Annotated in this window: 25 protein-coding genes and 2 pseudogenes; 11 read left to right on the forward strand and 16 right to left on the reverse strand. The window is 50.1% G+C overall.

Going from position 1 to position 26010, the window contains the following annotated elements:
* The 9 genes from nthB to C1752_RS07960 all read right to left on the reverse strand — a co-directional run bounded on the left by nthB (window position 1) and on the right by C1752_RS07960 (window position 9103).
* Window positions 1-747, reverse strand: coding sequence for a nitrile hydratase subunit beta (nthB, locus tag C1752_RS07920; RefSeq protein WP_110985529.1), 747 nt, complete (start codon window positions 745-747; stop codon window positions 1-3).
* Between the two features lie 382 nt (window positions 748-1129).
* Complete coding sequence (locus tag C1752_RS07925; protein WP_110985530.1) at window positions 1130-2110, reverse strand: CobW family GTP-binding protein; 981 nt, start codon at window positions 2108-2110, stop codon at window positions 1130-1132.
* Between the two features lie 61 nt (window positions 2111-2171).
* Window positions 2172-2672 carry a DUF1097 domain-containing protein gene (locus C1752_RS07930; RefSeq protein WP_110985531.1) on the reverse strand — a complete coding sequence of 167 codons (501 nt, stop codon included), beginning with the start codon at window positions 2670-2672 and terminating at the stop codon, window positions 2172-2174.
* Window positions 2673-2715: 43 nt separating this feature from the next.
* Complete coding sequence (locus tag C1752_RS07935) at window positions 2716-3393, reverse strand: HupE/UreJ family protein (protein ID WP_110985821.1); 678 nt, start codon at window positions 3391-3393, stop codon at window positions 2716-2718.
* A gap of 406 nt (window positions 3394-3799) precedes the next feature.
* A complete protein-coding gene (cynS, locus tag C1752_RS07940) occupies window positions 3800-4243 on the reverse strand; it encodes a cyanase (RefSeq protein WP_110985532.1) in 444 nt (147 codons plus the stop codon).
* Window positions 4240-5157: an ABC transporter ATP-binding protein gene (locus C1752_RS07945; RefSeq protein WP_110985822.1), complete on the reverse strand. Its 918-nt coding sequence runs from the start codon at window positions 5155-5157 to the stop codon at window positions 4240-4242. The genes cynS and C1752_RS07945 overlap by 4 nt, the downstream gene beginning before the upstream one ends.
* A 2-nt stretch (window positions 5158-5159) precedes the next feature.
* On the reverse strand, window positions 5160-5990 hold the full coding sequence (gene ntrB, locus C1752_RS07950) for a nitrate ABC transporter permease (RefSeq protein ID WP_110985533.1): 831 nt from the start codon (window positions 5988-5990) through the stop codon (window positions 5160-5162).
* A 53-nt stretch (window positions 5991-6043) separates the two neighbouring features.
* Window positions 6044-7681, reverse strand: a complete 1638-nt coding sequence (locus C1752_RS07955; protein WP_110985534.1) for an ABC transporter substrate-binding protein — start codon at window positions 7679-7681, stop codon at window positions 6044-6046.
* A gap of 663 nt (window positions 7682-8344) precedes the next feature.
* Window positions 8345-9103 (reverse strand): response regulator transcription factor, encoded by a 759-nt coding sequence (locus tag C1752_RS07960; RefSeq protein WP_110985535.1) that lies wholly within the window; start codon window positions 9101-9103, stop codon window positions 8345-8347.
* Between the two features lie 104 nt (window positions 9104-9207).
* Here C1752_RS07960 and C1752_RS07965 point away from each other — a divergent pair, with 104 nt between their 5' ends.
* From C1752_RS07965 to C1752_RS07985, 5 genes are all read left to right on the forward strand, one after another.
* Complete coding sequence (locus C1752_RS07965) at window positions 9208-10416, forward strand: PAS domain-containing sensor histidine kinase (protein ID WP_110985536.1); 1209 nt, start codon at window positions 9208-9210, stop codon at window positions 10414-10416.
* 177 nt (window positions 10417-10593) lie between these two features.
* Window positions 10594-11166, forward strand: coding sequence for a Uma2 family endonuclease (locus C1752_RS07970; RefSeq protein WP_110985537.1), 573 nt, complete (start codon window positions 10594-10596; stop codon window positions 11164-11166).
* A 24-nt stretch (window positions 11167-11190) separates the two neighbouring features.
* Entirely contained in the window at window positions 11191-12471 is a 1281-nt protein-coding gene (locus tag C1752_RS07975; RefSeq protein ID WP_110985538.1) for an aminotransferase class V-fold PLP-dependent enzyme, read from the forward strand.
* 315 nt (window positions 12472-12786) lie between these two features.
* On the forward strand, window positions 12787-13332 hold the full coding sequence (locus C1752_RS07980) for a hypothetical protein (RefSeq protein WP_146242297.1): 546 nt from the start codon (window positions 12787-12789) through the stop codon (window positions 13330-13332).
* 195 nt (window positions 13333-13527) lie between these two features.
* Window positions 13528-13983 (forward strand): GNAT family N-acetyltransferase, encoded by a 456-nt coding sequence (locus C1752_RS07985; RefSeq protein WP_110985540.1) that lies wholly within the window; start codon window positions 13528-13530, stop codon window positions 13981-13983.
* Between the two features lie 503 nt (window positions 13984-14486).
* Here C1752_RS07985 and C1752_RS30225 read toward each other — a convergent pair.
* Window positions 14487-14789, reverse strand: a pseudogene (locus C1752_RS30225) (Uma2 family endonuclease); the annotation flags it as partial.
* A gap of 115 nt (window positions 14790-14904) precedes the next feature.
* On the opposite strand from C1752_RS30225, the gene C1752_RS30230 reads away from it, so the two are divergent.
* Together C1752_RS30230 and C1752_RS08000 are read left to right on the forward strand one after the other, a co-directional pair.
* Window positions 14905-15180: a BrnT family toxin gene (locus C1752_RS30230; protein WP_110985541.1), complete on the forward strand. Its 276-nt coding sequence runs from the start codon at window positions 14905-14907 to the stop codon at window positions 15178-15180.
* Complete coding sequence (locus C1752_RS08000; protein WP_199464322.1) at window positions 15164-15385, forward strand: hypothetical protein; 222 nt, start codon at window positions 15164-15166, stop codon at window positions 15383-15385. The genes C1752_RS30230 and C1752_RS08000 overlap by 17 nt, the downstream gene beginning before the upstream one ends.
* Window positions 15386-15470: 85 nt before the next feature.
* Here the strand turns inward: C1752_RS08000 and C1752_RS08005 are convergent, their stop codons facing one another.
* From C1752_RS08005 to C1752_RS08020, 4 genes are all read right to left on the reverse strand, one after another.
* Window positions 15471-15728 carry a hypothetical protein gene (locus tag C1752_RS08005; protein WP_146242298.1) on the reverse strand — a complete coding sequence of 86 codons (258 nt, stop codon included), beginning with the start codon at window positions 15726-15728 and terminating at the stop codon, window positions 15471-15473.
* 82 nt (window positions 15729-15810) lie between these two features.
* Window positions 15811-16857 (reverse strand): WD40 repeat domain-containing protein, encoded by a 1047-nt coding sequence (locus C1752_RS08010; RefSeq protein ID WP_199464323.1) that lies wholly within the window; start codon window positions 16855-16857, stop codon window positions 15811-15813.
* A complete protein-coding gene (locus C1752_RS08015; RefSeq protein ID WP_110985545.1) occupies window positions 16854-17813 on the reverse strand; it encodes a CobW family GTP-binding protein in 960 nt (319 codons plus the stop codon). The genes C1752_RS08010 and C1752_RS08015 overlap by 4 nt, the downstream gene beginning before the upstream one ends.
* Before the next feature lie 48 nt (window positions 17814-17861).
* Complete coding sequence (locus C1752_RS08020; RefSeq protein WP_110985546.1) at window positions 17862-18125, reverse strand: hypothetical protein; 264 nt, start codon at window positions 18123-18125, stop codon at window positions 17862-17864.
* A 301-nt stretch (window positions 18126-18426) separates the two neighbouring features.
* Here C1752_RS08020 and C1752_RS08025 point away from each other — a divergent pair, with 301 nt between their 5' ends.
* Complete coding sequence (locus C1752_RS08025; protein ID WP_110985547.1) at window positions 18427-19212, forward strand: Uma2 family endonuclease; 786 nt, start codon at window positions 18427-18429, stop codon at window positions 19210-19212.
* Here the strand turns inward: C1752_RS08025 and C1752_RS08030 are convergent.
* Both C1752_RS08030 and C1752_RS08035 read right to left on the reverse strand, forming a co-directional pair.
* Entirely contained in the window at window positions 19209-20339 is a 1131-nt protein-coding gene (locus C1752_RS08030; RefSeq protein ID WP_110985548.1) for a LuxR C-terminal-related transcriptional regulator, read from the reverse strand. The genes C1752_RS08025 and C1752_RS08030 overlap by 4 nt on opposite strands.
* A pseudogene (locus C1752_RS08035) lies at window positions 20339-21211 on the reverse strand (FAD-binding oxidoreductase); the annotation flags it as partial. The pseudogene C1752_RS08035 and the gene C1752_RS08030, both read right to left, overlap by 1 nt.
* A gap of 282 nt (window positions 21212-21493) precedes the next feature.
* On the opposite strand from C1752_RS08035, the gene C1752_RS08040 reads away from it, so the two are divergent.
* The 3 genes from C1752_RS08040 (at window position 21494) to C1752_RS08050 (ending at window position 25784) form a co-directional block, all read left to right on the forward strand.
* On the forward strand, window positions 21494-24769 hold the full coding sequence (locus tag C1752_RS08040) for a CHAT domain-containing protein (RefSeq protein WP_110985550.1): 3276 nt from the start codon (window positions 21494-21496) through the stop codon (window positions 24767-24769).
* Window positions 24770-24849: 80 nt separating this feature from the next.
* The gene (locus tag C1752_RS08045) at window positions 24850-25275 is read left to right on the forward strand and encodes a hypothetical protein (protein WP_158535040.1); all 426 of its coding nucleotides are present in this window, start codon (window positions 24850-24852) and stop codon (window positions 25273-25275) included.
* 149 nt (window positions 25276-25424) lie between these two features.
* Window positions 25425-25784, forward strand: a complete 360-nt coding sequence (locus C1752_RS08050) for a DUF7683 domain-containing protein (protein WP_110985552.1) — start codon at window positions 25425-25427, stop codon at window positions 25782-25784.
* Window positions 25785-26010: the final 226 nt, after the last annotated feature.

Consider the following 26010-nt stretch of genomic DNA (forward strand, 5'->3'; position numbering starts at 1 on the left):
TTAAGCGGCTTCGACGTAGGCTTCAAAGATGTCGTTGTAGTAAACGACATTGGGTTCAGTCACGGACTCGTCCCACAAGTCTTCGGCATGGAAGACCAGACTATAGACCGGCATGGGAGTACCAATCCCGTCTGCGGTTGGGAAAAAGTAGGTAAAGGCACCTTCGTAAACTTTGACCACTTCGGCAGTGTGACCTTTGAGATTCCCTGGCAGGCGACTGTGTTCACCGGGAGCAACGTTTTTGATCCGCACTTTGTCGCCGACGCTGAATTTTGGGGGAGCGGGTTGCGATCGCATCGGTGAATCGCCTTCGCGCAGGTACTTCTCAACTTGGGTATCAATCGCGGCATCGCCGCCGCTGGGTAAAGGGGCTTCTGCTTTAGCACTGTCTGCTAGAATTTCAGCCGTGCGGGCATCGAGTTCTTCTTGAGTGATGTAGCCCTCTTCCACAAAAAAGCCAGAAATGCCGCCCAGCCACTTTTCGTAGTAGCGCAGCCGAAAATATTCAAAGGGATGTATTCCCTCAGCTCCCATACGCAGATGGCCCCAGGTCCAAAAACTCTTGAACTGGGTCGGGACTTGATCAATTTTGTAGTCGGGGCGTGAGGAGTTTAGATGGTTACTGAGGGCCATCATGGCGGTGTGAATGCCAAAGATGCGCTTCTCCCAGGGTTCAACGAAGACCTCTAGTTCGGGGGTGATCGGGTCTAGCCCTTCTAGTCCGCCGAGATTGTGCTGTAGTTTCATGGTTCTGCCTTGTTCTCAGTCAAAGAGTGTATGGATTCATGTGGAAATGGCGAGATGTTTTGCACTGGCCCCCCTAGCCCCCCAACCCTGGGGGGAATGAATATTGAATTTGGATCTGCGTTTTACAGGGCTAGCCTTTGTGGACTTCGGGGGTGTTTGTATCTGTCGTGATCTCTCAGCCTTCATTGCGTTTGAGGAGATGAAGTTTCTACTGATTGTGAGCAAAGAGCTTAGAGACAGGATTTTATGGATGACCCTAAACGTGCGCTGCTCTCCCCCCAGAATTGGGGGGCCGGGGGGGCCAATGCAGGGTTGCACAAATTCCATCAATAGCTGCATGTACACGGTAGGAAAAAGAATCAGTTGTGTGTCTCTTCAATGCTCAGACGTGGGCATAAGTCTGAGCAAAGCAGTCTTGAAAACTTGCCCGGAGTTCTGCTTCATCTAAATTCCTGCCAATAAAAACCAGCTCGTTTTTACGAGTTTCTCCCGATCTCCAGGGCTGACCGGGCCTGCCATCTAAGGTCATGTGGACGCCCTGAAAGACAAATCGCCGCTCGGCATTATCGATGTCGAGAATGCCTTTCATTCGGAAAATGTCTTGCCCCTTGGCCTGGATAAGCTGATTAAGCCAGCGGTTGAGTTTGTCGCTGTCTACGGTCCCGATCTCTGTGATCGCAACGGAATAGACCGATTCATCGTGTTCGTGGGCCTCTTCGTCTAGAAACTCTGGGTCAATACTAAGGGCGTTCTTGAGATCAAAGGCTTGCACGCCCAGAATGCTATCTAAAGGAATATCGCAGTTTTGGGTGCGCTGAAGGGTTGCGATCGCATTCATCCCCCTAACCTTCGACTCTAATTCTCCCAGTGCCTCAGCGGAAACCAGATCCGTCTTATTGAGCAAAATCACATCGGCAAACGCGATCTGCTCCTGGGCTTCACTGCTATCCCAATGTTTGCCAATATGCTTAGCGTCGACGACCGTGACCACGGCATCTAGCTGTGTTTTCCGCAGCATCACTTCATCCACAAAGAAGGACTGAATCACGGGAGCGGGATCGGCCAGTCCCGTTGTTTCAATCACGAAGTGATCAAAGCGATCGCATCTCGTCATCAGGTCACTAATCAGGCGAATTAGATCGCCGCGAACGGTGCAGCAAATGCAGCCGTTGTTCATCTCTAAAATTTCTTCGTCAGCATTGAGGACCAGTTGATGATCAATCCCCACCTCGCCAAACTCATTGACAATCACGGCAATCTTCTTATCGTGCTCTTCGGTCAGAATCCGATTGAGCAGCGTGGTTTTGCCTGCGCCTAGATAGCCGGTGAGAATGGTGACCGGAATCTTTTGAATCATGACCATCGGTTAAATCTCTCACTTTCTCTAAGGTGTCGGTCCATCGGCTGTTGGGATGTCTTTAGGGCTACGTGGGTTGGCGAGAGGTGGTCATCGCTTTGCCCCACGCCTCTGATAGGTAGCCAAAAATAGCGCCAAGAATCATCGCTGCGATCGCAATTATCACGGGGTTATTCGGGGGGGCTGCCGTCACAGCCAACCCGGTCACGGCGACAGTCCCCACCGTCTGGGAAAAGCCCCACACAATTGCAGGTGTAATGCCGTGGGTAAAAGGTAGCTTGGAAGCCTGCACCATCGCTGCGCTACCGATGCCCACACAAATGGCGGCAATCAGGGGACTTTCTCCGATCAGGTCAATCGCCAAGAGAGACAGGGCCGCAATGATAATGCCGGTGATATTGCAGGCAATCGATTTAATAAACCCCTGGACACCGCCGCCCACAATGAAGAATGAGGCCCAGGCCGTAAACGTGACCCACACGGGCACAGGGATCACGGTGGCTGTAAGAAAGACATCAACGCCGCCAAGGACACCAATGCTGATCGTTAAGGCTTCTGACTGTTGCATAGGGGGTTCCTCTCTTGATGGGTGTTCTCCGATATCGGTACCGCTATCCCAAAAGGGCAGACGAGAGGAACGTCGCCCCGACACCACAAATGGCAAAACCGGCAAACCGCAGCGGCAGTTCGGGCATTTGATGACGTTTAAGAATTGCCCGACCGACGGCACTCATGCCCAGTGAGATCACCAGTTGAATCACGGTAAATCCCGTCAGATAAGCCACCATTGGCATCATGTCAGCGCCCACAATCGCTTCCCCGTAGGCATAGCCGTGGAAGATACCTGCGATCGCACCTAACCCAGCCACTAGCTTCCAGTTTGGGCTCTTTCTCAGGGCCAACAGCACGCCAAACAGCAGGACTGATGCTGAAATAAAGAACTCAGGAGCGGGTAAGTCCAGACTTTGCAAATGAATCCCTGTCCCCGCTAGACCTGCAATCACAAAAGCAACGGGAATCATAATCCCTTGGCGACTCAGGGCCGCTAATAGACCGGCTGCGATCACAAACACAAAGTGGTCCAAACCAATCACTGGGTGAGCAACACCCGACATAAAGCCCTCGAAGAAATTAGACGGCAGCTGTCCACCGAGGGGATGGTGGGCTAAGGCCGCAGGAGCCAGCGTCAACAGTCCTAGTCCAGCAAGTGCGATCGCACCTAGGGGACGAACCCATGGGGAAAATCTAGACCTCGTCTGATTGAAAACGATGAATGGCAAATTCAGCATCAGCATTTCCTAGCGTAATCGGGATATTGACTTGGGAGTATTGAATAGATTGTCGTTTTGAAATCTTGGCCCCCCGCCCCCTCAATTCTGGGGGGAGAGAATATATACATTTTGCGGCTCAAGTAGAATGCTGCATTTGGGACCTTTGCTTAGAACGTTTGCAGACTCACCGCCCGCTCTCCTGAAGGCACCGAACGACTTTCCCAGCTTGCAGCGTAGAGCGTTAATTCAGAGAACCAATGCAGAACTGAATCCTACACAAGCGGTTTAGATGAACGAGAGAATCCACGAATAATTTGCTCTAAGATGTTGCGACCCTCCCCCCAGAATTGGGGGGCCGGGGGGGAATGCAGAGCCGCCATGTATTTTATACAGCGAACCTATACATAGATTCTCAAACAGCGATCTACCACTTTTTATAGGGCAAAAACTTGCCGCACATGGTGACTTGGACGCGATCTCCCTTTGGATCAGACACCTTATCAACCTCAATCGAAAAATCAATCGCGCTCATAATTCCGTCGCCAAACTTCTCGTGGATCACGGCTTTTACAGGAACGCCATAGACCTGCATAATTTCGTAGAACCGATACACTAACGGATCGGTGGGAATTAAAGGATCAAGCCCACCCTTCATCGGGGGAACCGTCAGCGGTTCTGCCATCTCAGGTGGTAAACCCAACGTTTCCACAATCTTGCCCGCTTCTTCTTCAGAGGCACTGGCCTGACGATAGATCACTGAAGCAATCCAGGTTTCATCGCAGCCGACGACCTTCTCTAGGTCTTCAAAAGAAATACCCTTTGCTTTCTTCGCCGCTAAGAGCTTTTCAGTAATTTCGGCAGTCGTCATAGTAAATCGTCCTTTGACGTATCAGTATTTGAGGAACGGTCTTTAGCCTGAATGCGAGACTGCTCGACATAGCGAGTCTCTCGATAGAGGTGGGCCTCCATTTCGGTTCTCAGGCCATCGTAGGCAGGATGATGTTCGACCGAGTTGCGATCGCGCGGTCTCGGGAACGGCACATCCAAAATCTGGGCAATCTTAGCGGCAGGGCCACGGGTCATCATCACGATCTTGTCCGAGAGCAACAGTGCCTCATCAATACTGTGGGTAATCATGATCACCGTCTTGCGGTGCTGCTCCCAAATGCGCTCAATCTCTTCCTGCAGGTAGCCCCGCGTCAGGGCATCCAGTGCTCCAAAGGGTTCATCCATCAGCAACACCTTAGGGTTGATCGCTAGCGCCCGCGCAATCCCGACCCGCTGCCGCATTCCACCCGACAGCTCATGGGGATATTTACGTTCGGCTCCTATCAGATCGACGAGTTCAATATTCTCGCTCACAATTTGCTTAATGCGGGCCTTTGACAGCTTCGGATAGACTGTTTCAACCGCAAACCCAATATTGCCAGCCACCGTCATCCAGGGCATCAGAGCATAGTTCTGGAAGACCATTCCCCGATCTGGCCCTGGCCCTGTAACGGGCTGGTTATCCATTGTCACCGTGCCGGTCGTCGCCTCACTCAGCCCGCCGATGATGTTGAGCAGCGTCGATTTTCCGCAGCCTGAGGGGCCAATGATCGTGACAAAGGTATTGTGCTCAATATCGAGACTCACCTCATCAATCGCCACAAAGTCGGGCGAACTCTGCCGATTGAACATCCCCCGTTTGCCGGGAAAGACCTTGGAGACCTGACTGAGGCTCAACTGAATGCCTGTAGGGGCTTCCATCGCAGGCGCTTGGGGATCAGAAATAGTGTGCATGATCATGACCGGCCAAAGGAGACTAGTTTTTCAAGATAGGCAAAGATTTGGTCCAGAATCAGCCCCACCATGCCGATGATGAAAATAGCGACCAAAATGTTAGGGATGTACAGGTTATTCCACTCATTCCAGATGAAGTAGCCCAGGCCGGTGCCCAGCAGCATTTCTGCCGCCACAATCACCAGCCAAGCAATCCCCATACTGATGCGTAGCCCAGAGATAATATTGGGCAGTGCGGCTGGAATAATCACCTTGAAAATTGTGCGGAGTCGGGATGCCCCTAAGGTTTTAGAAACGTTGAGATAGTCATCGCTGACGTTAGCAACCCCAAAAGCGGTATTAACAAGTGTGGGCCAGATGCTGCTAATCATAATGATGAACACCCCCGTCTTCTCTGAATCACGGAAGATATAGAGACCGAGGGGCAGCCAAGCCAGAGGAGAGATGGGCTTCAAGAGCTGAACGTAGGGATTGAAGGCTTTGAAGGCAACTTTAGACATGCCAATCAGAATGCCTAGAGGAACCGCAACCAACGAGGCGGCGATATAACCGATCGCAACTCGCCTTAAGCTAATCAGCAAATTCCAGCCAATTCCCAAGTCGTTGGGACCGTTATCGAAGAAGGGATTGGTCGTCCACCACCACAGTTCCTCAATCGTTTTAGAGGCAGTGGGCATCCCCTTTGCAAACCATTTGGCATTTGCTCCCACCTCCCAGAACAGCAGGAACAGTCCCAGCGATAACAGAAAGACGAGCGCCGCCTTTATATTCTCATTGAGCTGAAAAGAAGATTTAGAAGAAGATGAGCTAGAAAGACTTGAGCTTGCGGCCATAGAGAACCTCGGCAACTATGTACAATGTGGTGCTTGCTTATACGCCGTATTTTCTATACACCATACTTATCGATCTGATCCTGGATGTACTGGCTTGGGTCGGCTGGATCAAAATCATCAAAGGCCAGTTTTTCTGTCTTATAGATTTCCTCCGGCGGCGATTGACCTAGCTCGGTCGCGAGTTCGCGGGCAAGGTCCGTCAGGAAAATATCTTGACCCACCTCGTCATATTTACCTTCTATCGCTGTCTTCGCCTTGCCGTCTCCCTGCAGATCCCAGCGGACAAGCTGCGATGAGATCCAGTTGGCGAAACTCTGCCAGGGATAGGGATCAAACCCAATCCGGTCCGGAACTTCCAGCCTATTGCCGTTGCCGTCATCAAAATTGCCCGTCAGCACCGCCTCGACCACTTCAGTTGGCTGGTTGAGGAAAGCCCGCTCCGAGATCGCTTTGGCAATCTCGGGGCGGTTTGCGGGATCGCTCGCATATCCGGCAGCTTCGATGATCGACTTATTTAAGGCTCGGAAGGTGTTGGGGTTCGCATCAATCCACTGATCACTGGCAGCAAAGGCGCAGCAAGGGTGATTGGGCCACAAATCCTTCGTTAGCTTGTGAATGAAACCCACTTCCTCGAAGACTGCCCGTTGATTAAATGGATCAGGCATCAGATAGGCATCAATATCTCCCGACACTATCTGGGCAATGCTATCCGGCGGCGGTACTGGACGAATTTTGACGTCTACGTCGGGATCAAGACCACCCGTCGCTAGGTAGTATCTCAGCAGCAGATTGTGCATCGAATAGGGGAACGGAACCCCCATCACAAACCCCTTGAAGTCAGCAGGGCCGTTGACTTTACCCTTGTGGCGGTTGGCGACAGTGATTGCCTGACCGTTGATGTTCTCAATACTGGCAAGCTTTACCCCAAAGGAGGCCGATCCTAAGCCCAAGGTCATGGCAATCGGCATGGGGGCGAGCATGTGGTAAGCGTCAAGTTCACCTGCGATCGCAGAGTCTCTGACCGCACCCCAACTGGGCATCTTCACCACTTCGGCATTGAGGCCATACTTCTTATAGAATCCCAGCGGCTCCGACATAATAATCGGTGTCGCGCAGGTAATCGGGATAAACCCAATCTTCAAATCTGTCTTCTCTAGATTCTCTGGAACGTCTGCCGAATCACCTGGGGCCGTGGGCGCATCGGAACCGCCAGGAGTACAGCTAGCCAGTGAGACCAAAGCTGCCCCCACAGCAACATTCCTGAGAAACTCTCGCCGAGTCACGCTACTAATGCGTTGAGCATCGCTGAAGAACCGACCCGCTTGCGGTCCAAACGCAGCCGCAAAAGCCTGATCTAAGCCACCGGCAAGCTTAATCAGATCATTAACAAGGCGCTCTCGCTTTGGGTCGCCCTTAGAAACCGTTTTTAGAAAAAGCTGCTTTCTCAACTCCGTTTGACTGAGCGTGTCAGCAAGGTCAAAACTATCGGGTTTGTATAGCCCCATCTTGATCAGGTCGTCCACCATATCGACCGGATCACTGGGCAGCGTCTCCATGTACTGCCAATGATCTCGACTCATGTGAGAACCGCCGCAGATTGCACAGAGCAATTCCAGTTCACTGAGATTACCGCGCTGGGAAGTTAGGTTATCCCACTGCTGCGAGGGACCGTTAAATGAAGCTACCGCCATAACTGTTACGGATATTCCTATATTTGAATTAATTAGACCTTAAGATTCAGGATCGTTTTGTATTATTTGATACGGGCCTGACGCATATCAAAAATCAGAAGAGAGCAGAAAGATATACGGGCAAAAACTAGAAAGCCCCAAATATTTTCCTTTGGAAGAATTTCTTTTTGTAACTCAGCGTGCATAGATTGCTAAGGGTCTTGCATAAAAGTGCTAAGCCTGCGTTATGCTTCGTGACAGACAGTTACAGCCCCTCGCTTCAGGTAACTTAAAGCTAACCATACAAGGAAATATTGAACTGCAGTCATGTTGATGTACTTCAGCCCAAATATCTATTCAAATAGTATTTAAAAGACAGCTTTCTTTCAGAAGGTCTAATTCTCTTGAAAGCTAAAACATTCTTTCAGGTAAAGCTAAAATTCTGAAGAAAACTACTCACTGCTTTTGCTACTTGCTAACGATTTTGTAGAGAGAAGCAATTTTTCTACTCTGCTTCTGAATAAAGGCTACCAGCTACTCTACTCCCAGGACATTGGACGATCTATGGCAGGCATAGGATTTTCTTTTGATCTGTCTGGGAATACTCATAAAGGTATTGCCGTCTAAATCTGGATCAACACTCATTCAGGGTTCGGTTCAGGCAGCAGGCTCTACTCACTTTGGTCATTCATGCTGACAGCTATCGATCTCTTGCCGCCAAGCCTGAGGAGAGACGCCATGGATCTGACGAAATTGACGATTGAAGTAGCCTGCATCGGTATAGCCTGTATCTGCCGCCACCTTTTTGATCGGTTCTTTTGTCTTGGACAGCAGTTCGCGGGCTTGGGTCATGCGGCGTTCAATAATCCATTGCTTAACGGAGCGGCCCGTCTGACTATTGACGAGGCTCGTGAGATAGGCCGGAGAGTAGCCCACCACATCCGCGATATCTCGGAGCTGAATGGGCTGTTGGTAATGTGCTTCTATGAATTGGAACACAGAGCTGAGTTGCGGACAGTCTGGGAAAATGCTGGTTGGTGGTTCAGTCTCGTCTGATGGCGGATGTAGATCGGAGTGGCGCTGAAGGCGGGTTGCGATCGCATCAATAAACACCCCCACCGTACAGGGCTTCGTCAAATAATCATCGGCTCCCAAATTCATTCCCACCCGCAGATCGGGCATTGTCGCCTTCGCCGTCAAAAAAATAAAAGGAATGCTCGCCGTATCAGACCCCTGACGCAGCGTTGAAAGCACCTGATAGCCATCCATATCTGGCATCATAATGTCGCACACCACTAAATCGGGATGGTGTGTTTGCGCCAACTCAACCCCTTCGGACCCACAGCTTGCCCCCACAGCACCAAAGCCCTCAAAGGATAAACTGCTCAGAAACACGCTGCGGGTTTGGGCTTCATCCTCAATAATGAGAACTGTTTGGGACATTGCTCAAGCTTTGATAGAACTGATGGCCGGACTGTGCGAGCTTTGCGATTTTTCCGAAGGCTATAACCGTCAGTTAACCGTTTTATGAGGGGCGCTTTGGTGTAATGGATAACAGTTTGACGACGGGTCAACCCACGGCAAAAGTGCTAGAAACGCTGCGGCGACAGAATGAGCTGATTCTCAATTCTGTGGGTGAGGGTATCTATGGCCTAGATCTCGACGGAAATGCTACCTTCGTCAATCCCGCTGCTGCTGAGATGATTGGTACAGCCGTGAGCGATTTGATTGGCAAGTCCATGCACCAGGTGTTGCATCACTCCCATGCTGACGGACGCCACTATCCTCGTGAGACTTGCCCGATCTATGCCGCATTCAAGGATGGCGCAGTTCACCGCGTCACTGATGAAGTGTTTTGGCGTCAGGATGGAACGGCTTTCCCAGTGGAATATCTGAGTACGCCCATGCGTGATGAACAAGGGCAGCTTGTGGGAGCTGTTGTCACGTTTCGGGATATCTCGAAACGCAAGTGGGCTGAGGCAATTCTGCAGCAAACCAATGAGGCGCTAGAGCTGAAGGTGCAGGAGCGGACAGCGGAGTTGATACAGGCTAATCAGCAGCTTCAGGAGTTGAGTGAGTTGCGATCGCGTTTTGTCTCGATGGTCTGTCACGAGTTCCGCAACCCGCTTAATAACATTGCCCTCTCTGTTTCATCAATGGAGCGCTATGAGCAGCAGCTCTCTGAAGATCAGAAGCGAGAGTATCTGCAGGCGATTGTCGCCAATACAGATCGGATGACGGCGATGATTGACGACATCTTGGTGATTGGGAAAATTGAAGCGGACCAGTTAGCGATTAGACCCGCCACCCTTGATATTGTTCAGTTTTGTCAGGCGTTGCTCAAAGAGCTGCAGTTGACTGCACCTAAGCATGAGTTGGTATGGGTTTGCGATCGCACCCATTTAGAGATGGGGGTCGATGAACAACTGTTGCGATCGGTCTTAGTCAATATTTTGCACAATGCGATTCGCTACTCGCCGCAGGGGGGACAGATTGAACTGAAGCTGGTTCAAGAGCCACAGGCAATCACGTTTCACATCACCGATCACGGACTCGGCATTCCCGACGCGGATCAGTCTCTTCTCTTTGAACCCTTCCATCGCGGTAAAAACGTCAGCAACATTCCTGGCACAGGACTAGGGTTGAGTATCGTAAAGCAATTTGTTGTGCTATTGAACGGCACTGTTGCCTTTGAAAGCACCTTAGGAGTGGGAACAAGCTTTATCATTCGCTTGCCAGCCATTGCTGTACGTTGAAAATCTGTATTGCACAGACGACTTACTCCAGCCACCAACATTGATCTAGACTATGCTGTGCGTATAGCAGTCGAGCGGCTGGTTAAGACAGTGGGCCTCTAACCCATACGGGTTTCAGCCGAGAAGATGTCCTAACAAATACCTCTCTTGCTATAGAGACAGATTGCGTGCACCGTAATGACCTTTGTCGCTCCTCAACACCTGACGCTAGATGACTTTCTTGGGCTTCCAGACCTGGAACAGTCTCCGACATGGGAATATGTTGCAGGGGAGGCAATTCAGAAACCGATGCCCAAGGTTCGACATTCGCTGCTGCAAAAGCGACTGCTGACTAAGTTAGATAGCGCAGGAGAGAACTATCTGGCTCTGCCTGAGCTACGTTGCACATTTGGAGATCGCTCCGTTGTCCCGGATATTGTCGTAGTATCTTTAGACCAATTTGACCTCAATGATTTGGGTGAACCGGAAGATAACTTTACTCAGGCTCCAGATTGGGCCATAGAGGTGCTTTCACCGGATCAAAATGCGAATCGGGTGATCGATAATCTGCTGTATTGCCTCCGTCATGGTGGTCAGCTTGGTTGGTTGATTGATCCCGATGATTATTCTGTGTTGGTATTAACACCTGGTCAGGAGTTAGAAATTTATCGGGGTACTCAGCAGATTCCGGTGCTCGGTGGCGTGACGTTGCAGCTTACAGCAGAGGAAATATTTGGCTGGCTGAAACTCAAACACATCAGCTCAGGTTAACGCTAGCCCTTAAGGATACCGACCATGATCTGGAATCGGCGAAATTTCCTCATTGCTGCAGGGTTAGGATCCGCCGCCTCTACCATTACAGCTAATCAGACACTCGCTCAGCCTTCACAGGCAGAGAAAGAGGTAGCGCTAGAAAATTTGAAGGATTGGGACCAGGTCCGCGATTTCTTTAACCTTGATCCAGACTACATTCATTTGGCTGGATTACTGATCGCCTCTAACCCGGCCAATGTTCAAGCTGCGATTGAATCCCATCGCACGGGTCTGGACAATAATCCAACCCACTACCTTTCCGACCACAGGCGAAATCTAGAGGCTGAGGTGCGGCAGAGTGCGGCCAACTATCTTGGTGTTCAACCGGATGAAATTGCGTTAACTGACAGCACGACGATGGGGACTGGACTGGTCATTAACGGGCTGGCGATTCGTCCTGATCAGGAAATGCTGACGACTGAGTTTGATTACTACTCGACCCATGCCTCGCTGCGCTATAAAGCTGATCGCACTGGGGCCGCAGTACGAGAGATTCCGCTCTATCAAGATATCCAAAACGTCTCTGAGGATGAAATGGTGGAGACGTTGGTGGGGGCGATTCGGCCCAACACCCGACTGGTGACGGCAACCTGGGTGCATTCTAATACGGGCCTTAAGGTTCCGATTGCACAAATCAGTGAACGGTTGAAGGCGGTCAATGCCAATCGAGACGAGGAGGATCGCGTTTTGTTTTTTGTGGATGGTGTGCATGGTCTGGGGGTGGAGGAATGCGATTTGAGTGAGATCGATTGCGACTTTTTTGTGGCGGGAACCCACAAGTGGATGTTTGCGCCCCGAGGGTCGGGCTTCATTTGGGGCAATCCGAGATCTCAGAAGGCGGTGACGCCGACGATTCCGACGTTTAGTAGAGGTGCGGGTTGGGGTGGATGGATGACGCCGGGTGGGTTCAAGCCGTTTGAGCACCAGTGGGCGATGGTTCAGGCGTTTGCGTTTCATGAGCAGATTGGACAGAAGCGCGTTAGGAAGCGGCTGCATCGGTTCAGCGAACAGATGAAAAAGGGGTTGGCGAAAATGGAGCATGTGACGCTCTATACGCCAGTTGATCAGGATGTTTCAGCGGCTATTGTTTGTTTTGATGTAGATGGGTCGTCTCCACAACAGGTTGTCGATGGTTTGAGAGAGCAGAATATTATTGCTAGTACAACTCCCTATGCGACATCCTATGCTCGGGTGTCGCTTGGGATTTATAACACTTCGGAAGAAATTGAAAGGACTTTGAGGGCAATTCGTGAGCTCGCTTGATGTTCCCTTGGACGTCTTAATTTGCCTGATAACACTCTAGGGAAAGGCAAAAGAAAAGCGTCTTTAATGCTTTTCAAGCATAGCTTTCAGGAGATATAGGTTGAGTTTCCGTGTCGGCAAATTTCCGTACTGCCGATCCGTAGGGAGAGGTGCTAGTGTAGAGCTGGCTGGCTTGTGGAGAGAAGCAGGCTCCTTGGCAAATTTGTGTTAGGAGGAAGTTTGCCTCCTAAGCATAGTTAGACTTCGAGTTCCGGCATGCTCGTTTTGTCTTTGTTGAGGGAATCCTACTAAAAATGATAGATCTTGATCCTAGTCATGCTTGATTTAACTAAAGAGCAATCGGTAAGTGCCATTGAGCAGAATATTTCTGCCACTGAATCTCAGATATCTCACTTAACGTTAAGGCTTGAAAAAGCTAAGGAGGAAGTACAAGAGTGGGTTGAAGCAAATGCTGCTCTTTCGCAATCGGCAACAGAAGCAAGAGCTGAAACTCAATCGATGGGTCGAGGTCTTGGAGGTGCGATACTAGGTTCTAAATATAGAGCTGCAAGCAGGAGAACTGCTGCATCAATCAACGCTGGAATTGCCCGAGATGTCGCAAGCAAGAGAGCACAGATTAAAGAAGGCAAACGGATTGCACAAGCGATAGCAAAAGATATTAAGTCTCAAATTAGTCAACTCAAAGCTGATTTAAAGTGTTTAAAATCGCAGAAAAAAGAACTTTCATCAAAGAAAAAAGAGACTAAGCAGTCTGTGCAATCTCTTAATCTATTACAGAAACTTCACGAGGTGTATGAGTTAGGTCTATTGACTGAGGGGGAATACGAAGAAAAACGCCAAAAGCTAGTAGAGAAAATATAGTTTAATTGTCTTCATTCAAAATAATTGCTGAGGGTGATGTAACCTTTTTTATGCAATTACTATGGTATAAATTTTTTCCGGTGTTCTCCTGCGGGTCCAACCAGCCAATGCAGCGGGACGCTCGAAACACCTTACTGTTCAACGTTTTAAATTAACTCTCGCGCTCCCGATGGGGTGGCCGTTAGGCAGCTTTCGATGGCAATACAGCTCCGCGACGCAACGACAGACGACCGCGATACCATTATCGCTTTCGATCAGATCGCTCAATCCGATTCACAACGGATTAACTTTGTTGATCGCATACTCGGTTCGGAACTCTGCCTGGTTGCGGAACGCAACGGACAAGTCATCGCATACGGCGTTCTGGAATACACATTTTTCGACAACGGGTTTATTTCCATGATCTACGTGGCTTCTCCTGAACGTCGTCTCGGTGTGGGCAGCGCTCTCGTCGAAGCCCTGGCCGATCGCTGCAAGACCCCAAAGGTGTTCACGTCCACCAACCAGTCAAATGTGCCGATGCAGCGGCTACTTGAGCGTTATGGTTTCGCGCCAAGCGGTATCATTCACAACCTTGACCCTAGAGATCCGGAACTGGTGTACGTTTTGGATCGGCAAATAGAAAGATTGGGACCAGGTCCTGAACGGTGACTGCCGGACTTGGCTTAACCCCGCAATCGAGCGGACAGGGGACAGCGTAGGTTTTCGAGTGAGTCATCAGTCTTCCGCCTGTCCCCTGCCGCTCATCGCCATCGTTAGCCCATTTTCAACCAACTAAAGATTGAGCTAGCCGTAAGAGTCAGTTCTAGACTCGGAAGAACGGGAATAACTCGATCACCACGACATAATGCTGGCTGTTGCTGAGGCTGTAAACCTACATTCCGCAGGTAGTACACTTTTCTAGAAGCAATATTAGAGAAGGGTTACAGGGCCTGTCAAAAATCGGCTCTGTTCTATCAATCCAGGTTGCATCACCTGAAAAAACAGATCACAGACTCTCTAGAAGCCAGATTCGGAAAAGCAATACAGGTTAATCGGCCACCTGTCTCTCAACGCTCTGAGGGAGGTATTCTTGAATTTCGGGCTAAGGCTCAAAGCCTTTACTGGGAAAGGCTTACAAGAATTCACTAACCTGCGGAATGTAGGTGTAAAAACAAAATATTGAGATCATCTGAATCGATAAACCAACCAACGCGACTACTATTCTCCAGGCAATAAAGAATATTGTCTAACACTTGATTGGGTCGCTGTTCAAGGGACAGAATTTCAATGATCCAATCTGGCGATCGATTAAAGTTATCGGGAACATTACCGTCTGAAGTGAATGATATATGCTCCCACTGAAAACTGACATATCCGGGAAAACCGATCTCGCTCCAAAACCGCATCTCAATTCTGGAAAAGCATAAGCAACTTTCGTATTTTACAGAGACTTGATTGATAATCGCGCAGAGTTTTCTCTTTACCCAACATACTGGACGCTTTAACTTTATGCTCATGCCCCTGATGGTTGATCCGTTAGACTTATCCAATTTTCGTGTATCTTGATTGAGCTGAGAGCAGCGCTAGAAGATGCAGTTTGAGTGGGATCCTCAAAAAGCGATAATTAATTTTCAGAAGCATGGTGTTTCATTTCGGGAAGCCTCAACTGTCTTCCAAGACACACTGTCGATGACTTACCCTGACCAAGACCACTCCACTGGAGAAAGTCGCTACGTTATGATCGGCTTATCCCGCTACGGTCAGTTACTGGTGATAGCTCACACAGAGCGGGCGAATCGTATACGTATCATTAGTGCCCGGAGGGCAACCCGTAATGAGCAAAGATTCTATGAAGAAGACGACTGAGAATGAGCTAGAGAATGATTTACGTCCCGAGTACAACTTTGCTCAGATGTCAGGAGGTGTAAGAGGCAAGTATGCTGACCGCTGCCAGTCTGAGACAAATATAGTTGTATTAGAGCCAGATGTGGCTCAGGCTTTCCCAACGGAGGCATCGGTCAATGAAGCGTTACGTCTTTTGATACAAGTTGCCCAGCGTCAACAAGCCTAACAACACAATACATACGGGTACTCGGCGAACACTTCTACTACTTCTTTTTATTTTTAGCCCTTGCTCGCACCAGCTATTGTCATCGTTATACCTTTCTCTGTTGGCTTTCGCTCTCGTTAGATTCCCTGATATCTTGCAGATAATGCGGGCTGTCGAATTCAGCCTTCAAACTCGCTGTAATCTCTGTATCCCAATCAGGATCATCGGGTGCAATACAGGGCTTGGAAGGGCGACCTGAGAATTCCTCATATAATATTTGAGCTTGAGGAGTCCCTTTCAACATCCAAAGTAAATCAGTAATTTGCTGGGTTGTCAGCTCAGATAGGTTCATTTGACGATTCACTAACACTCTCCCTTTTCGTCAAGAAGATCATCAACCCACGTTTTAATTTTTCAAGGTGGCATCACACCGATCAGTTTTGCCATTATCCAAAACCTTTTGATGGTGTGTCCATACACCAAATCATCAACTGTCCATCCATTCCGCCACCCACTAAATAATGCCCCAAAGGATGCCACGCAAGACAGGCCACTCCGGCACTCAACCCCTTAAGCGTTTGATTCACCTTCTTAGCCCCCTTCCAAAGTAAAACCCGCTGATCCTCTCCCCCAGACGCTAAAAGCTGAGTCTGTGGCTGAAATGCGATCGCATTCACAAAACCCTGATGCTCCGTTAGCACATGACTATTCCAGTTGCCGCCCTCACGCCGCCAAACGGTAATCCCATCCACACAGGCCGCAGCTAACAGAGCCGCACCGTCAGCCCAAGTAATGTGACTCACTTTGCCCGGAAACCCCTGCATCAACCAAGGTGGTGGCTTCTCCCACGCCAACACCGAAAGCGTGCGATCCAGATTGCCCGACGCTAAATACTGACCATCCGCTGACCATCGACAGGTTAGACTCGCCCCCGGTACCTCAAACAACAGCAGCGGCATCTCTGGTGTCTGTAGATCCCAAATCTTGACGCCACCGTGACCGCTCACAGCCAAATATTCCCCAGCCGGATGCCAAGCTAAATCCAATACCGACGAGGACTCAAACTCCAGCGTAGCCGTTTGCTTTTGGTGCTGCAGATCCCAGATTTGGACCTGGCGATGGGTTGCGATCGCAACCCTCTCCTCCACCGGATGCCAAGCTAAGTGATCAATCCAAACCGACGGATAAACCTGCTCAAGTACAAGCTTCGGAACATCCTGCAAAACATCCCACACCCATACCTTGCCCGCCTGTCCCCCCACTGCAAGAAACTGGCTGTTCGCCGAGAACCCAAGGCAGTCACAGGAAAAGTCACCTGCCGTCAGCAAATCCAGCCTAACTCTCTGCGGACTTTCGGCCTCTTTCCACAGCACGGCTTCCCCTGCCGCTGAGATGGCTGCTAGATATTTGCCGTTGCTCGACCAGATAACCCCTCGCACATAATCAGATAACTGGTCTTGGGCTTGCTTTCTAAACGTGATCAATGCACTCACACCAAACAAGCTTTAAACGAATCCTGGAGGTTCATTTCATCCAAGTCTCGGCCAATAAACACCATCTCATTCTTGCGTGTTTCTGTTGGTTTCCAATTGCGATCGGGAGCACCATCAAAGATCATGTGGACGCCTTGAAATACAAACCGCTGCTCCTCGTTCTCCACGTTGAGAATCCCCTTCATCCGAAAGATATTGGGACCGTGGGTTTCTAACAGATTCGTCATCCAAGTATTGAGCTTATCTAGATTTACCGCCCCCGCTTCTACAATGGAGCGAGAATACACAGAATCATCATGCTCATGAGCATCCTCGCCCAAAAACTCTGGGTCAATCTCTAGCGCCCGCTTCAGGTCAAAGGCCTTCACTCCTAAAACTGAATCCATGCCAATCTCGCAGTGCTGCGTATGGTGAATTTTGACCAGTGCATTCATGGCCCGCATTTTTTGTTCGAGTTCCTTCAGCTTATCTGGTTCAACCAGATCGGTCTTATTGAGTAAAATTACATCCGCGAAGGCGATTTGCTCCTGCACCTCTTCGCTATCCCAGTGCGCTTCAACATGCTGAGCATCTACCACCGTGACGACTGCATCTAAATCAAGCTGGGCTTGAATCTCTTCATCCACAAAGAACGTCTGGATGACGGGAGCTGGATCGGCGAGTCCAGTGGTCTCAATCACGAGGTGGTCAAACTGATCGCGGCGGCGCATGAGGTTGCCGATAATCCGAATTAGGTCTCCTCGTACCGTGCAGCAGATACAGCCATTATTCATTTCAAAGATTTCTTCATCAGCATCGATCACAAGCTGATTATCAATGCCCACTTCACCAAACTCATTGACGATCACAGCTACTTTCTTGCCATGCTCGTGGGTCAGAATTCGATTGAGAAGCGTCGTCTTTCCGGCACCTAGATAGCCCGTCAGTACGGTAACGGGAACGGCTGAACTAACCATAGAAAACTAAATCCTGAGAGGTTGAAAAGGAACGAACAAAAGGGCCGCTTACTGTGCAGACGATGGGAGAGCTGCAGCAACAGCGTCATAATCGACCTCTGCTGCTGACTGATGGATTTTATAAGTCTGGGTGGGTTGGGTCATCACGGAAATGACGGTTTCCGCTGGAGGGCAGTCCGGTTCATGACAGCGTAGTTGACTAATAGAGATCGGCACATCGTCACCGAGACTTAGCAGGTCGTTGACCCACCGTTTGATCTGTTGAATATGCTCTACAGGTGGTGCTGTAGAGCGCCTTTCAAATAGGTTCATCGGTTACCCCTCCATTCCTCTTCGGTAGAGCCAAATGAATTGAGTCGTAACGACTGCTGCTGAAGCTTAGTATTCATGGCTGGGGGATTGGTCTTTGTAGCAACTGATACGATTGAGGCCATCGCAGCCTATTCTGCCTAGCTTGGTGGAGAGAAGTTGCGATGCCTCAGGGCCTGCCTTCGGCAATCGCGCATCGTCACAACGGATCAGCTGGAGTGAACATCCAGGACAATGATTCATGCCAGAAGTCTGTTGAACCTCCTACGCTAGACTAAGAGGAGTTTTGCCGGAGAGTCCTGCAGTGGTTCGCCTTGATGCCAATCCATCTCAAGCTGTATGCGAGGACGTTACTGATTCCCTTCAGCAGCTCCCCAAAAACTTATATAGCGATGAGCCGCCTTTGGAAACTGACTTTCACCGTGACCAGATTGACCTGTTGCTCCGACTGTTGAAATATTGGTGGCGCGACCGTCCTGACTTCTATATTTCTGGTAATCTCACGGTCTACTACAACGAACAGCAGCTCAAGTCACGGGACTTTCGTGGTCCCGATGTTTTTGTCGTATTGGGCGCAGAGAAAAAAGACCGCCGCAGTTGGGCGATCTGGGAAGAAGGCGGCAAGTACCCCAACGTCGTGATTGAACTCCTGTCTGACTCCACTGCAACTGTTGATCGCGGTAAAAAGAAAGAGCTGTATCAAGATGTGTGGCGCGTCCCAGAATACTACTGGTTTCATCCCCAAACAATGGAGTTCGCAGGGTTTCGTCTGATGGGGGGCACCTATATTGAGATTGAACCCGCTGATGGCAAACTGCAGAGTGAGCAATTGGGGCTAGCACTGGGTATTTATGAACAACAGCTCCGTTGGTTTACCAAAGATGGAGCATTAGTTCCTCTGCCTGAGGATGCTGAGCAACAGCGGGCTGACCAAGAACGGCTGCGAGCAGATCAGGAACAGCAGCGGGCTGATCAAGAACGGCAACGGGCTGACCAAGAACGGCTGCGAGCAGACCAAGAACGAGAGAAGAGAAAGCAGTTAGAAGATTATTTGCGATCGCAAAATATAGACCCCGATCAGCTTCCTTAAATCCAGCCCTTCAACGTCGCCTGATAAACACCCTGATAGCGATTTTTAGCATCAAGCTTAACCAAGCTGTTGTTGACGTGAAACTTGACTGTGCTTTCGCTGATGTGGAGGTGTTGGGCAATGTTGCGATCGCGATAGCCCTGGGCCAACAACACCATAATTTCTTGTTCACGTTCCGACGGCATGGGGCTGTCCTGATCCCCTTCTCCTTTCTGACTACCGGCATAGGGCAACCTGAGGGAGAACTGCAGCATCCGTTCCTGCACACCTGTTTGAGCGTCTAGGACTCCGCCTAAGCGATCAGCGAGGAACTGGAGTTCACCAAAATCAACCCTTTCCATCTTCTTAATTGACGGCGCTGGGTCGGTGGGCAGTTCAATGATTGCCTCTAGCGAAATCGCTTGCTCTTCATAGGTCAACCGACAATATTCGCAGTGCAGTTGCGCTAGGCGTTCCGCCGTCTGAAGGTAAAGATGAACGATAGAAGCCGACAGGGATTGCTCTGTGCCGACAAGCACCAGTCGTGTAGAGGTCAAAATGGCAGCGAGTTGATCCGATAATGGAGGCCGAGGCGGTTGGCGCTGCACCTCTTGCTGGATCTGCTGGCTTTGCAACGCGGCATCAATAGCAATGGTCGTTGTCATACACAACACCTGCAGCACTTCTAGAAACTCGGGCGCTAGCGTCTCTTGACTAAAGGTTGCCAGAACGCCAATAGCGCCTCGCTCCGTCATGAGTGGATAACCCGCAAAGCCTTGAATTTTATTTGCGATCGCCCAGTCTCGATCTTTAACCCAAGCCTCGTCCGCCAAATGATTACTGAGAAAGGGCACACAGTTTTGGGCGATCTTCCCAACCTTGTATGCCCCCATCGGTACCTTCGCAAAGGAGCCATCAAGGTGCGTGTATAAGCCCGCAGAAGCAACAAGTCGTAAGCTGCTTCGGTCTGATTCCACGAGCCAGATGCGAGCAAAAATACAGTTAAAGTTCTCAACAAGCGCTTTGGTAATCTGAGCGGCAATGGGTTCCGGTTCCAGGCAGCCTGAGATCTGCTGCACAAGTCGATTAATGCGCTGCAGATCTCGCAGCAGCAGCGTCGGATTCAGGAGGGCCGAAACCGACCCCATTAATAGGTCTCTACATGCCAGCGCCCTGACTTTTTCAAGGCTTTTCGGTACTCGATCCAGTCCACGTTATGCTTTTGAGCTGCCACAGACATGCCATCGTCAATGCCACCTTCCATACCCTTAAGGCCACAAATATAGGTGTGGGTGTTCTCTCGTTGGATGAGGTCCCAGAGCGTATCGGCCTGTTCCGCAATTCGATGCTGAATATACATCTTGCCGCCGTCAGGGTTCTGCTGTTCTCGGCTGAGGGCGTAGGTCAGTTTAAACTGCTCCGGGAAGGTTTCTTGCAGCTCTTCAAGCTGTTCCTTGTATAAAATATTGGCGGTATACGGCACACCGAAGAACAGCCATGCCGTGCCCTTAAATTGATAGTCAGGATGTTGTTCCTTAAAGAGCCGCCATAGGTAAGCCCGGAAAGGCGCAATCCCAGTGCCAGTGGCAATCATAATGATATTGGCTTCGGGATCGTCAGGCAGCAGCATCTCTTTGCCGACCGGACCCGTGATCTTAACTTCATCGCCAGGTTGGAGCGATCGCAAGTAGCTCGAACAAGTGCCGTAAACCTGCTCATTAGTTTCAGGATGCTTGTATTCCAGTTGACGAACACAGAGCGAGACGGTTTGATCATTGCCCAGATCGCCATGTCGCGTCGAGGCAATGGAGTAGAGTCTTAGCTTATGGGGACGACCTTTTTCATCAGTACCTTCAGGGATAATGCCTAAGCTTTGGCCCTCTAGATAATGGAAATCACTGCCTGACAGATCAAACGTCAGGTGACGGACTGTACCTTCTCCACCCGCCTGCACTAGCTCCTCGTTTGCAATACACTTGCTGCTCAGAGGCTCTTTGGGGCGATAAATATTGACCGGTATTTTTTCTTGAAGTTGCATAGAATTCTAATATCAGGGCTGCAAATCAGTACCTATCACATGCGACGAAATCAACATGCAGCGTACGTTTCAATTGACTTAAGCCTACTCTCGACTCCCATGGACCACTGTTGCGATTACGACAGTTTCCAACAATATTTAGATTCAACATGGGGCAGAGAGGATTGATCTCTGCTCAAAGCAGTCCCCTGCGGCAGCTCTAAAAAAATATACTGGGAGAGAGGCGAGATCATTCACGGATGAGGAACGCAAGCGATCTGCATTATGGATAAAGTCTCTCAAACGGCTGTCTCAATGTTTGTTGCATCCGGTTTGTTGCTGTGCCCAGATGTTACTTTCGTTCTTCCGGCCGCGCAGGCTCAGGAGATCCAATCTGTTGATTTGTTGTTAGAAGAGGGCGATCTCCACTTGCAGAAGGGCCAGCTTTTCAAAGCATTAACCGCCTACGAACAGGCTTCTCTTCAACTGCGCAATCAAGCCGAGAAAGCCCAAACGCTGATTAAGACTGCAAAAATTCACAGTGGCCTTTTACAAGAATCGCAGGCGTTAGAGACAGCACTGCAGGCATTGGCGATCTACGAAACCCTCTCAGATCCGTTGGGTAAAGCAGAGGCGCTCACTGAGGTCGGGGATGCCTATCTCGACCTTGAACACAATCAAAAAGCTTTAGAGATCTTGCAGCAGGCGCTCACAATTCTGCAGCGAGAAAAACGGCCCACTCAACGAATCCGTCAGGGATTAGCCGAGACTCTCAACGATCTCGGTCGCGTTCATCGCAATCTAGAGCAGTATCCCCAGGCCAATCGGTTTTTTAAGCAATCCCTCGCCCTACATCGACGGATGGGCAATCAATTTGAAGTGGGTCGTCTGAAGGGTGCCATTGGCGGCACGTACGTGCTTCAAGGCCAGCGAACCCAGGCGGTCCCCTCTCTGAAAATGGCCCAGCAGACGCTTGCTCAAGTGTTAGCTGACAGCCAACGCAGCGGGAACCGTACGCTGGAGGCCCAGACAATTTATCACATGGGTCTCAACGCTCTTCTGGAAGGACAGCAGGGCTTAGAGCAGTTTGAGCAAGCGATCGCACTTTTTCGAGACCTCAACTATCGGGTTCGAGAAGCCGATGCCCTTTCGACTCTCGGCATTTATCACCAGATTCGAGGTCAGTTTGTTCAGCAGCTTCAATACGAGCAACAGGCCCAAGCGATTTTTCAAACCACAGGTGAACCGATCTACACCAACAACAGTTTGTCCACAGTCGGGCAGACCCTAAAACGACTGGGACGATACCCCGAAGCCATCAAGACTTACGAACAGGTCCTGGTCAACTATCGCAAATTGGGGCAGTCGTCTCCCCAACGAGATCGCTATCCGCTTCAGGTCAAGATGTCTCAGGTTCTTGCTAGGCTCGGTGCCGCACAAGCGAAACTGGGTCAGTACTCACAAGCAATTAAAACCCTTGAGGGCAGACTGAGTCCCTATACAGTGGTTCTCAAGTCGAATAGTCTCTCGTTTTCTGATCGAAAGCAGATGGTCAACCTTCTGCAGCAGCTAGGGGACGCCCATAATCAGATTGATCAGTACCCGCAAGCGCTCACTTATCTCAATCAGGCTTTAAAGCTCTCGCAGCCTCTGCAGGACCCTCTGGCCAGCACAGCCATTTACTCTAGCCTCGGGAACGTCTATGCTCGCCTAGGCCAGAATGACAAATCTCTAGATTTATACAGGCAAGCGCTTCAGCTATATCAACAGGCCCTAACGCAGACCGCAGAACAACTCGGGCACAATCCATCAGAGGTGGGGCAGCAATCCTCCGGTAGCAGCACCGGCCAAAATCTTCTGAGAATGGTTCAACCCACTGGCAACAACGATTTAAAGGCACTCGCGTTGTCAACGCTGGGAGCAGAATATGCGGAGCAAGGGCAGCCGAGTCAGGCTCTACAGACCTATCAGCAGGCTTTAGGGCTGTATCGGAGGGCAGGCGATCGCCCCCAAGAGAGTTTAACGCTAACTAGCATCGGCCTTCTGCATCTCGGCCAGAAACGATATCCGCAAGCAATAGAAAGCTTTCAGCAGAAGCTAGCGCTGTCTCGGTCACTGGACAATCGGTCTGATACCGCTCGAACGCTGAGTCTGATCGGAGACATTCATTACCAACAAAAGCGGTATGCTCAAGCAGAGCCAATGCTCCGGGAAGCTGCTGATCTGTGGGACAGCCTACAGCCCGGACTCAGCGATCAGGATCGGGTCACGCAGCGGGATTCGATCGTCAGTACGTTTGATGCTTTGCAGCAAACGCTAATTGCCCGAGATCAGCCGAAAGCTGCCTTAGAGATTTCAGAACGAGGCCGAGCCAGAGCGTTTGTCGAACTCCTGGCGTCGCGTTCAGCGAAGGTTGCCAAGCGTCAGCAACCCGTCGAGCCTCTAACGATCAAACAAATTCAGCAGGTTGCCCAAGATCAGCAGGCAACGCTCGTCGAATATTCGATTGTGGACGGACAGATTTTTATCTGGGTGGTTCAGCCCACGGGTGCTATCCATCTCGTACGGGTGGATCGCCTCAGTGGGTCTTTAGAGAAGTTGATCCGCAATAGTCGCACAGCAATTGGCGCTCGCGGACGCGGACAGATCGCGGTGGTACCAACCTCTAAAGGACAGTCTGATCAGTCACAAAAATCACTGCAAGAGCTGCACCGGCTTTTGATTGCGCCTGTTGCGCAGTATCTGCCGACAGATCCCGAGGAGCGTGTTATTTTCATCCCCGAGGGAGAACTATTTCTGGCTCCTTTCGCAGCGTTTCAAGATCGCCAAGGGCAGGCTCTATTACAACAGCATACTGTGGTTACGGCTCCCTCAATTCAGGTCCTGACGCTGACGCGTCAGCAACAGCAGCGGCTCACCGCTGGGGGAGAGGCACTAATTGTGGGCAATCCGACGATGCCTCGTTTAGCCGGTCAGTCAGCGCCGCTTTTGCCTTTACCTGGAGCAGAGAAAGAAGCGATCGCAATTGCAAAAATGCTCAACACTCAAGCGATCACAGGCTCCCAAGCCACAAAGACTAAGATCGCTCAGCAGATGCCGAAGGCCCGCCTGATTCACTTCGCCACCCACGGTTTGCTGGACAATATACAAGGTTCAAACGATGTACAAAATTTAGAGATACCGGGTGCGATCGCACTAGCTCCTGACAACACAGGGGAAGCTACGGATGGTTTCTTAACGGCCAGCGACATTGGTGAAATGGAGCTAACTGCAGACTTGGTGGTGCTGAGTGCCTGCGACACTGGAGGAGGCAGAATCACCGGGGACGGGGTGATTGGCCTATCTCGCTCTTTCCTCTCATCAGGCGTGCCCAGTGTAGTGGTGTCGCTATGGAAGGTGCCCGACGAATCTACTGCACTGCTAATGACGACGTTCTATCAAGAGCTGCAGCGGGGTGCTGATAAAGCCCAAGCTCTGCGACAGGCGATGTTAACCACAAAACAGAAGTATCCTAACCCCCTAGATTGGGCGGCCTTTACCCTCATCGGAGAAGCAGAGTGATAGGCTATTTCCTAACAGGCAAAAAGGTTCCATCGAAAAAAATGCATAAAAATCACCTCACATCATTGCTATTAGTTTCGATGTTGCTTCCTTTCAATATTTCTGCGAGAGCAGCAGAGATCCATCAAGCCGTGAGTCAGCAGTGTGTGCTGCAGATAGAAGCGACTGAGAAAAGGCTTCTAGAGGTCTCAACTCTCAATCTTGTAGAAGCGGGTACGGACAAATATTCAGATTCTGAACCCGGTCGGCCTGTATACGCAACTCACTCTGTCTACTTCACTCTCGAAAAGGAAGGAGGAGAAAATCTCATGAATTCTCCGGTCTTGATGAAAAGTCTTTCGACGGCTCTGTTCGCGCAATGCAATACAGCAGGATCCGTCGTTTTTGGATTTAATAAATCCGACTGGTCCGAAACTTTCGGGAAAATGACAGATGGCACCATACAGAAGTTCGATTGCGCTGAAGATCCAACCCAGATCACTTGGGGGACGCAACCCTGTCTTTAGGTGAACTGTAAACCAACTGACAGCTAGACGACAGTATCCTAATCAGCCTTTATTCTCACTTGGCCAGCAAGGTAATAGGCTGCTATTGCAATAGGCACCAAAAGCTTATCAAATTTGCTCTAAAACTTTAATCGATAGGTACTTATACGTTGACCGAACCTGACTGGCTAGCTCGCTGCATCGAATATTTCTCAAATGAGACTGACGAATTAGTGGGGGAGTTTAACCTACCTCAAGTTGAACTACGGGATTTGCAGAAGCTGTGGAACTTGCCGTTAGATGAACCAATAGTTGGTGGTTTCGAAATTACGGAAGCGCAAGCACAATTCTTTCGAGACTTAGCCAGTATTGATTTTGATTTCACGAAATACAGTTTCATTCTGGATGCCTACACAACTGACTGGGAGGCGACGAGACGCGCCGGAGGCTACATGGGCCTTTTCCCACCACCTCGAACGTTGCTTGCTTTTCCTGATGCCCAGCGAGTAATGCTAGAAGCTGAGGGATAAAACTAGCGAAGGCTGTATAGAACCCATTTGAGATCTTTTCTTAACGTTCAAGGGCTTCAGGCGTCCCGTTTTAGATAGCCCTGCAATCATAAAGGACTACGAAATAAAAAAATGCATGTATCCTACCATCTACATCATGCAAACAACGCAGCTATAGAGCTTGTAACTACAGCATTAGATGCCAAATAGGTTCTATAACCTTTGCACATAGTATACTTTTGCAAAT

The sequence above is a fragment of the Acaryochloris thomasi RCC1774 genome, from assembly GCF_003231495.1.
Classification (GTDB): Bacteria; Cyanobacteriota; Cyanobacteriia; order Thermosynechococcales; family Thermosynechococcaceae; genus RCC1774.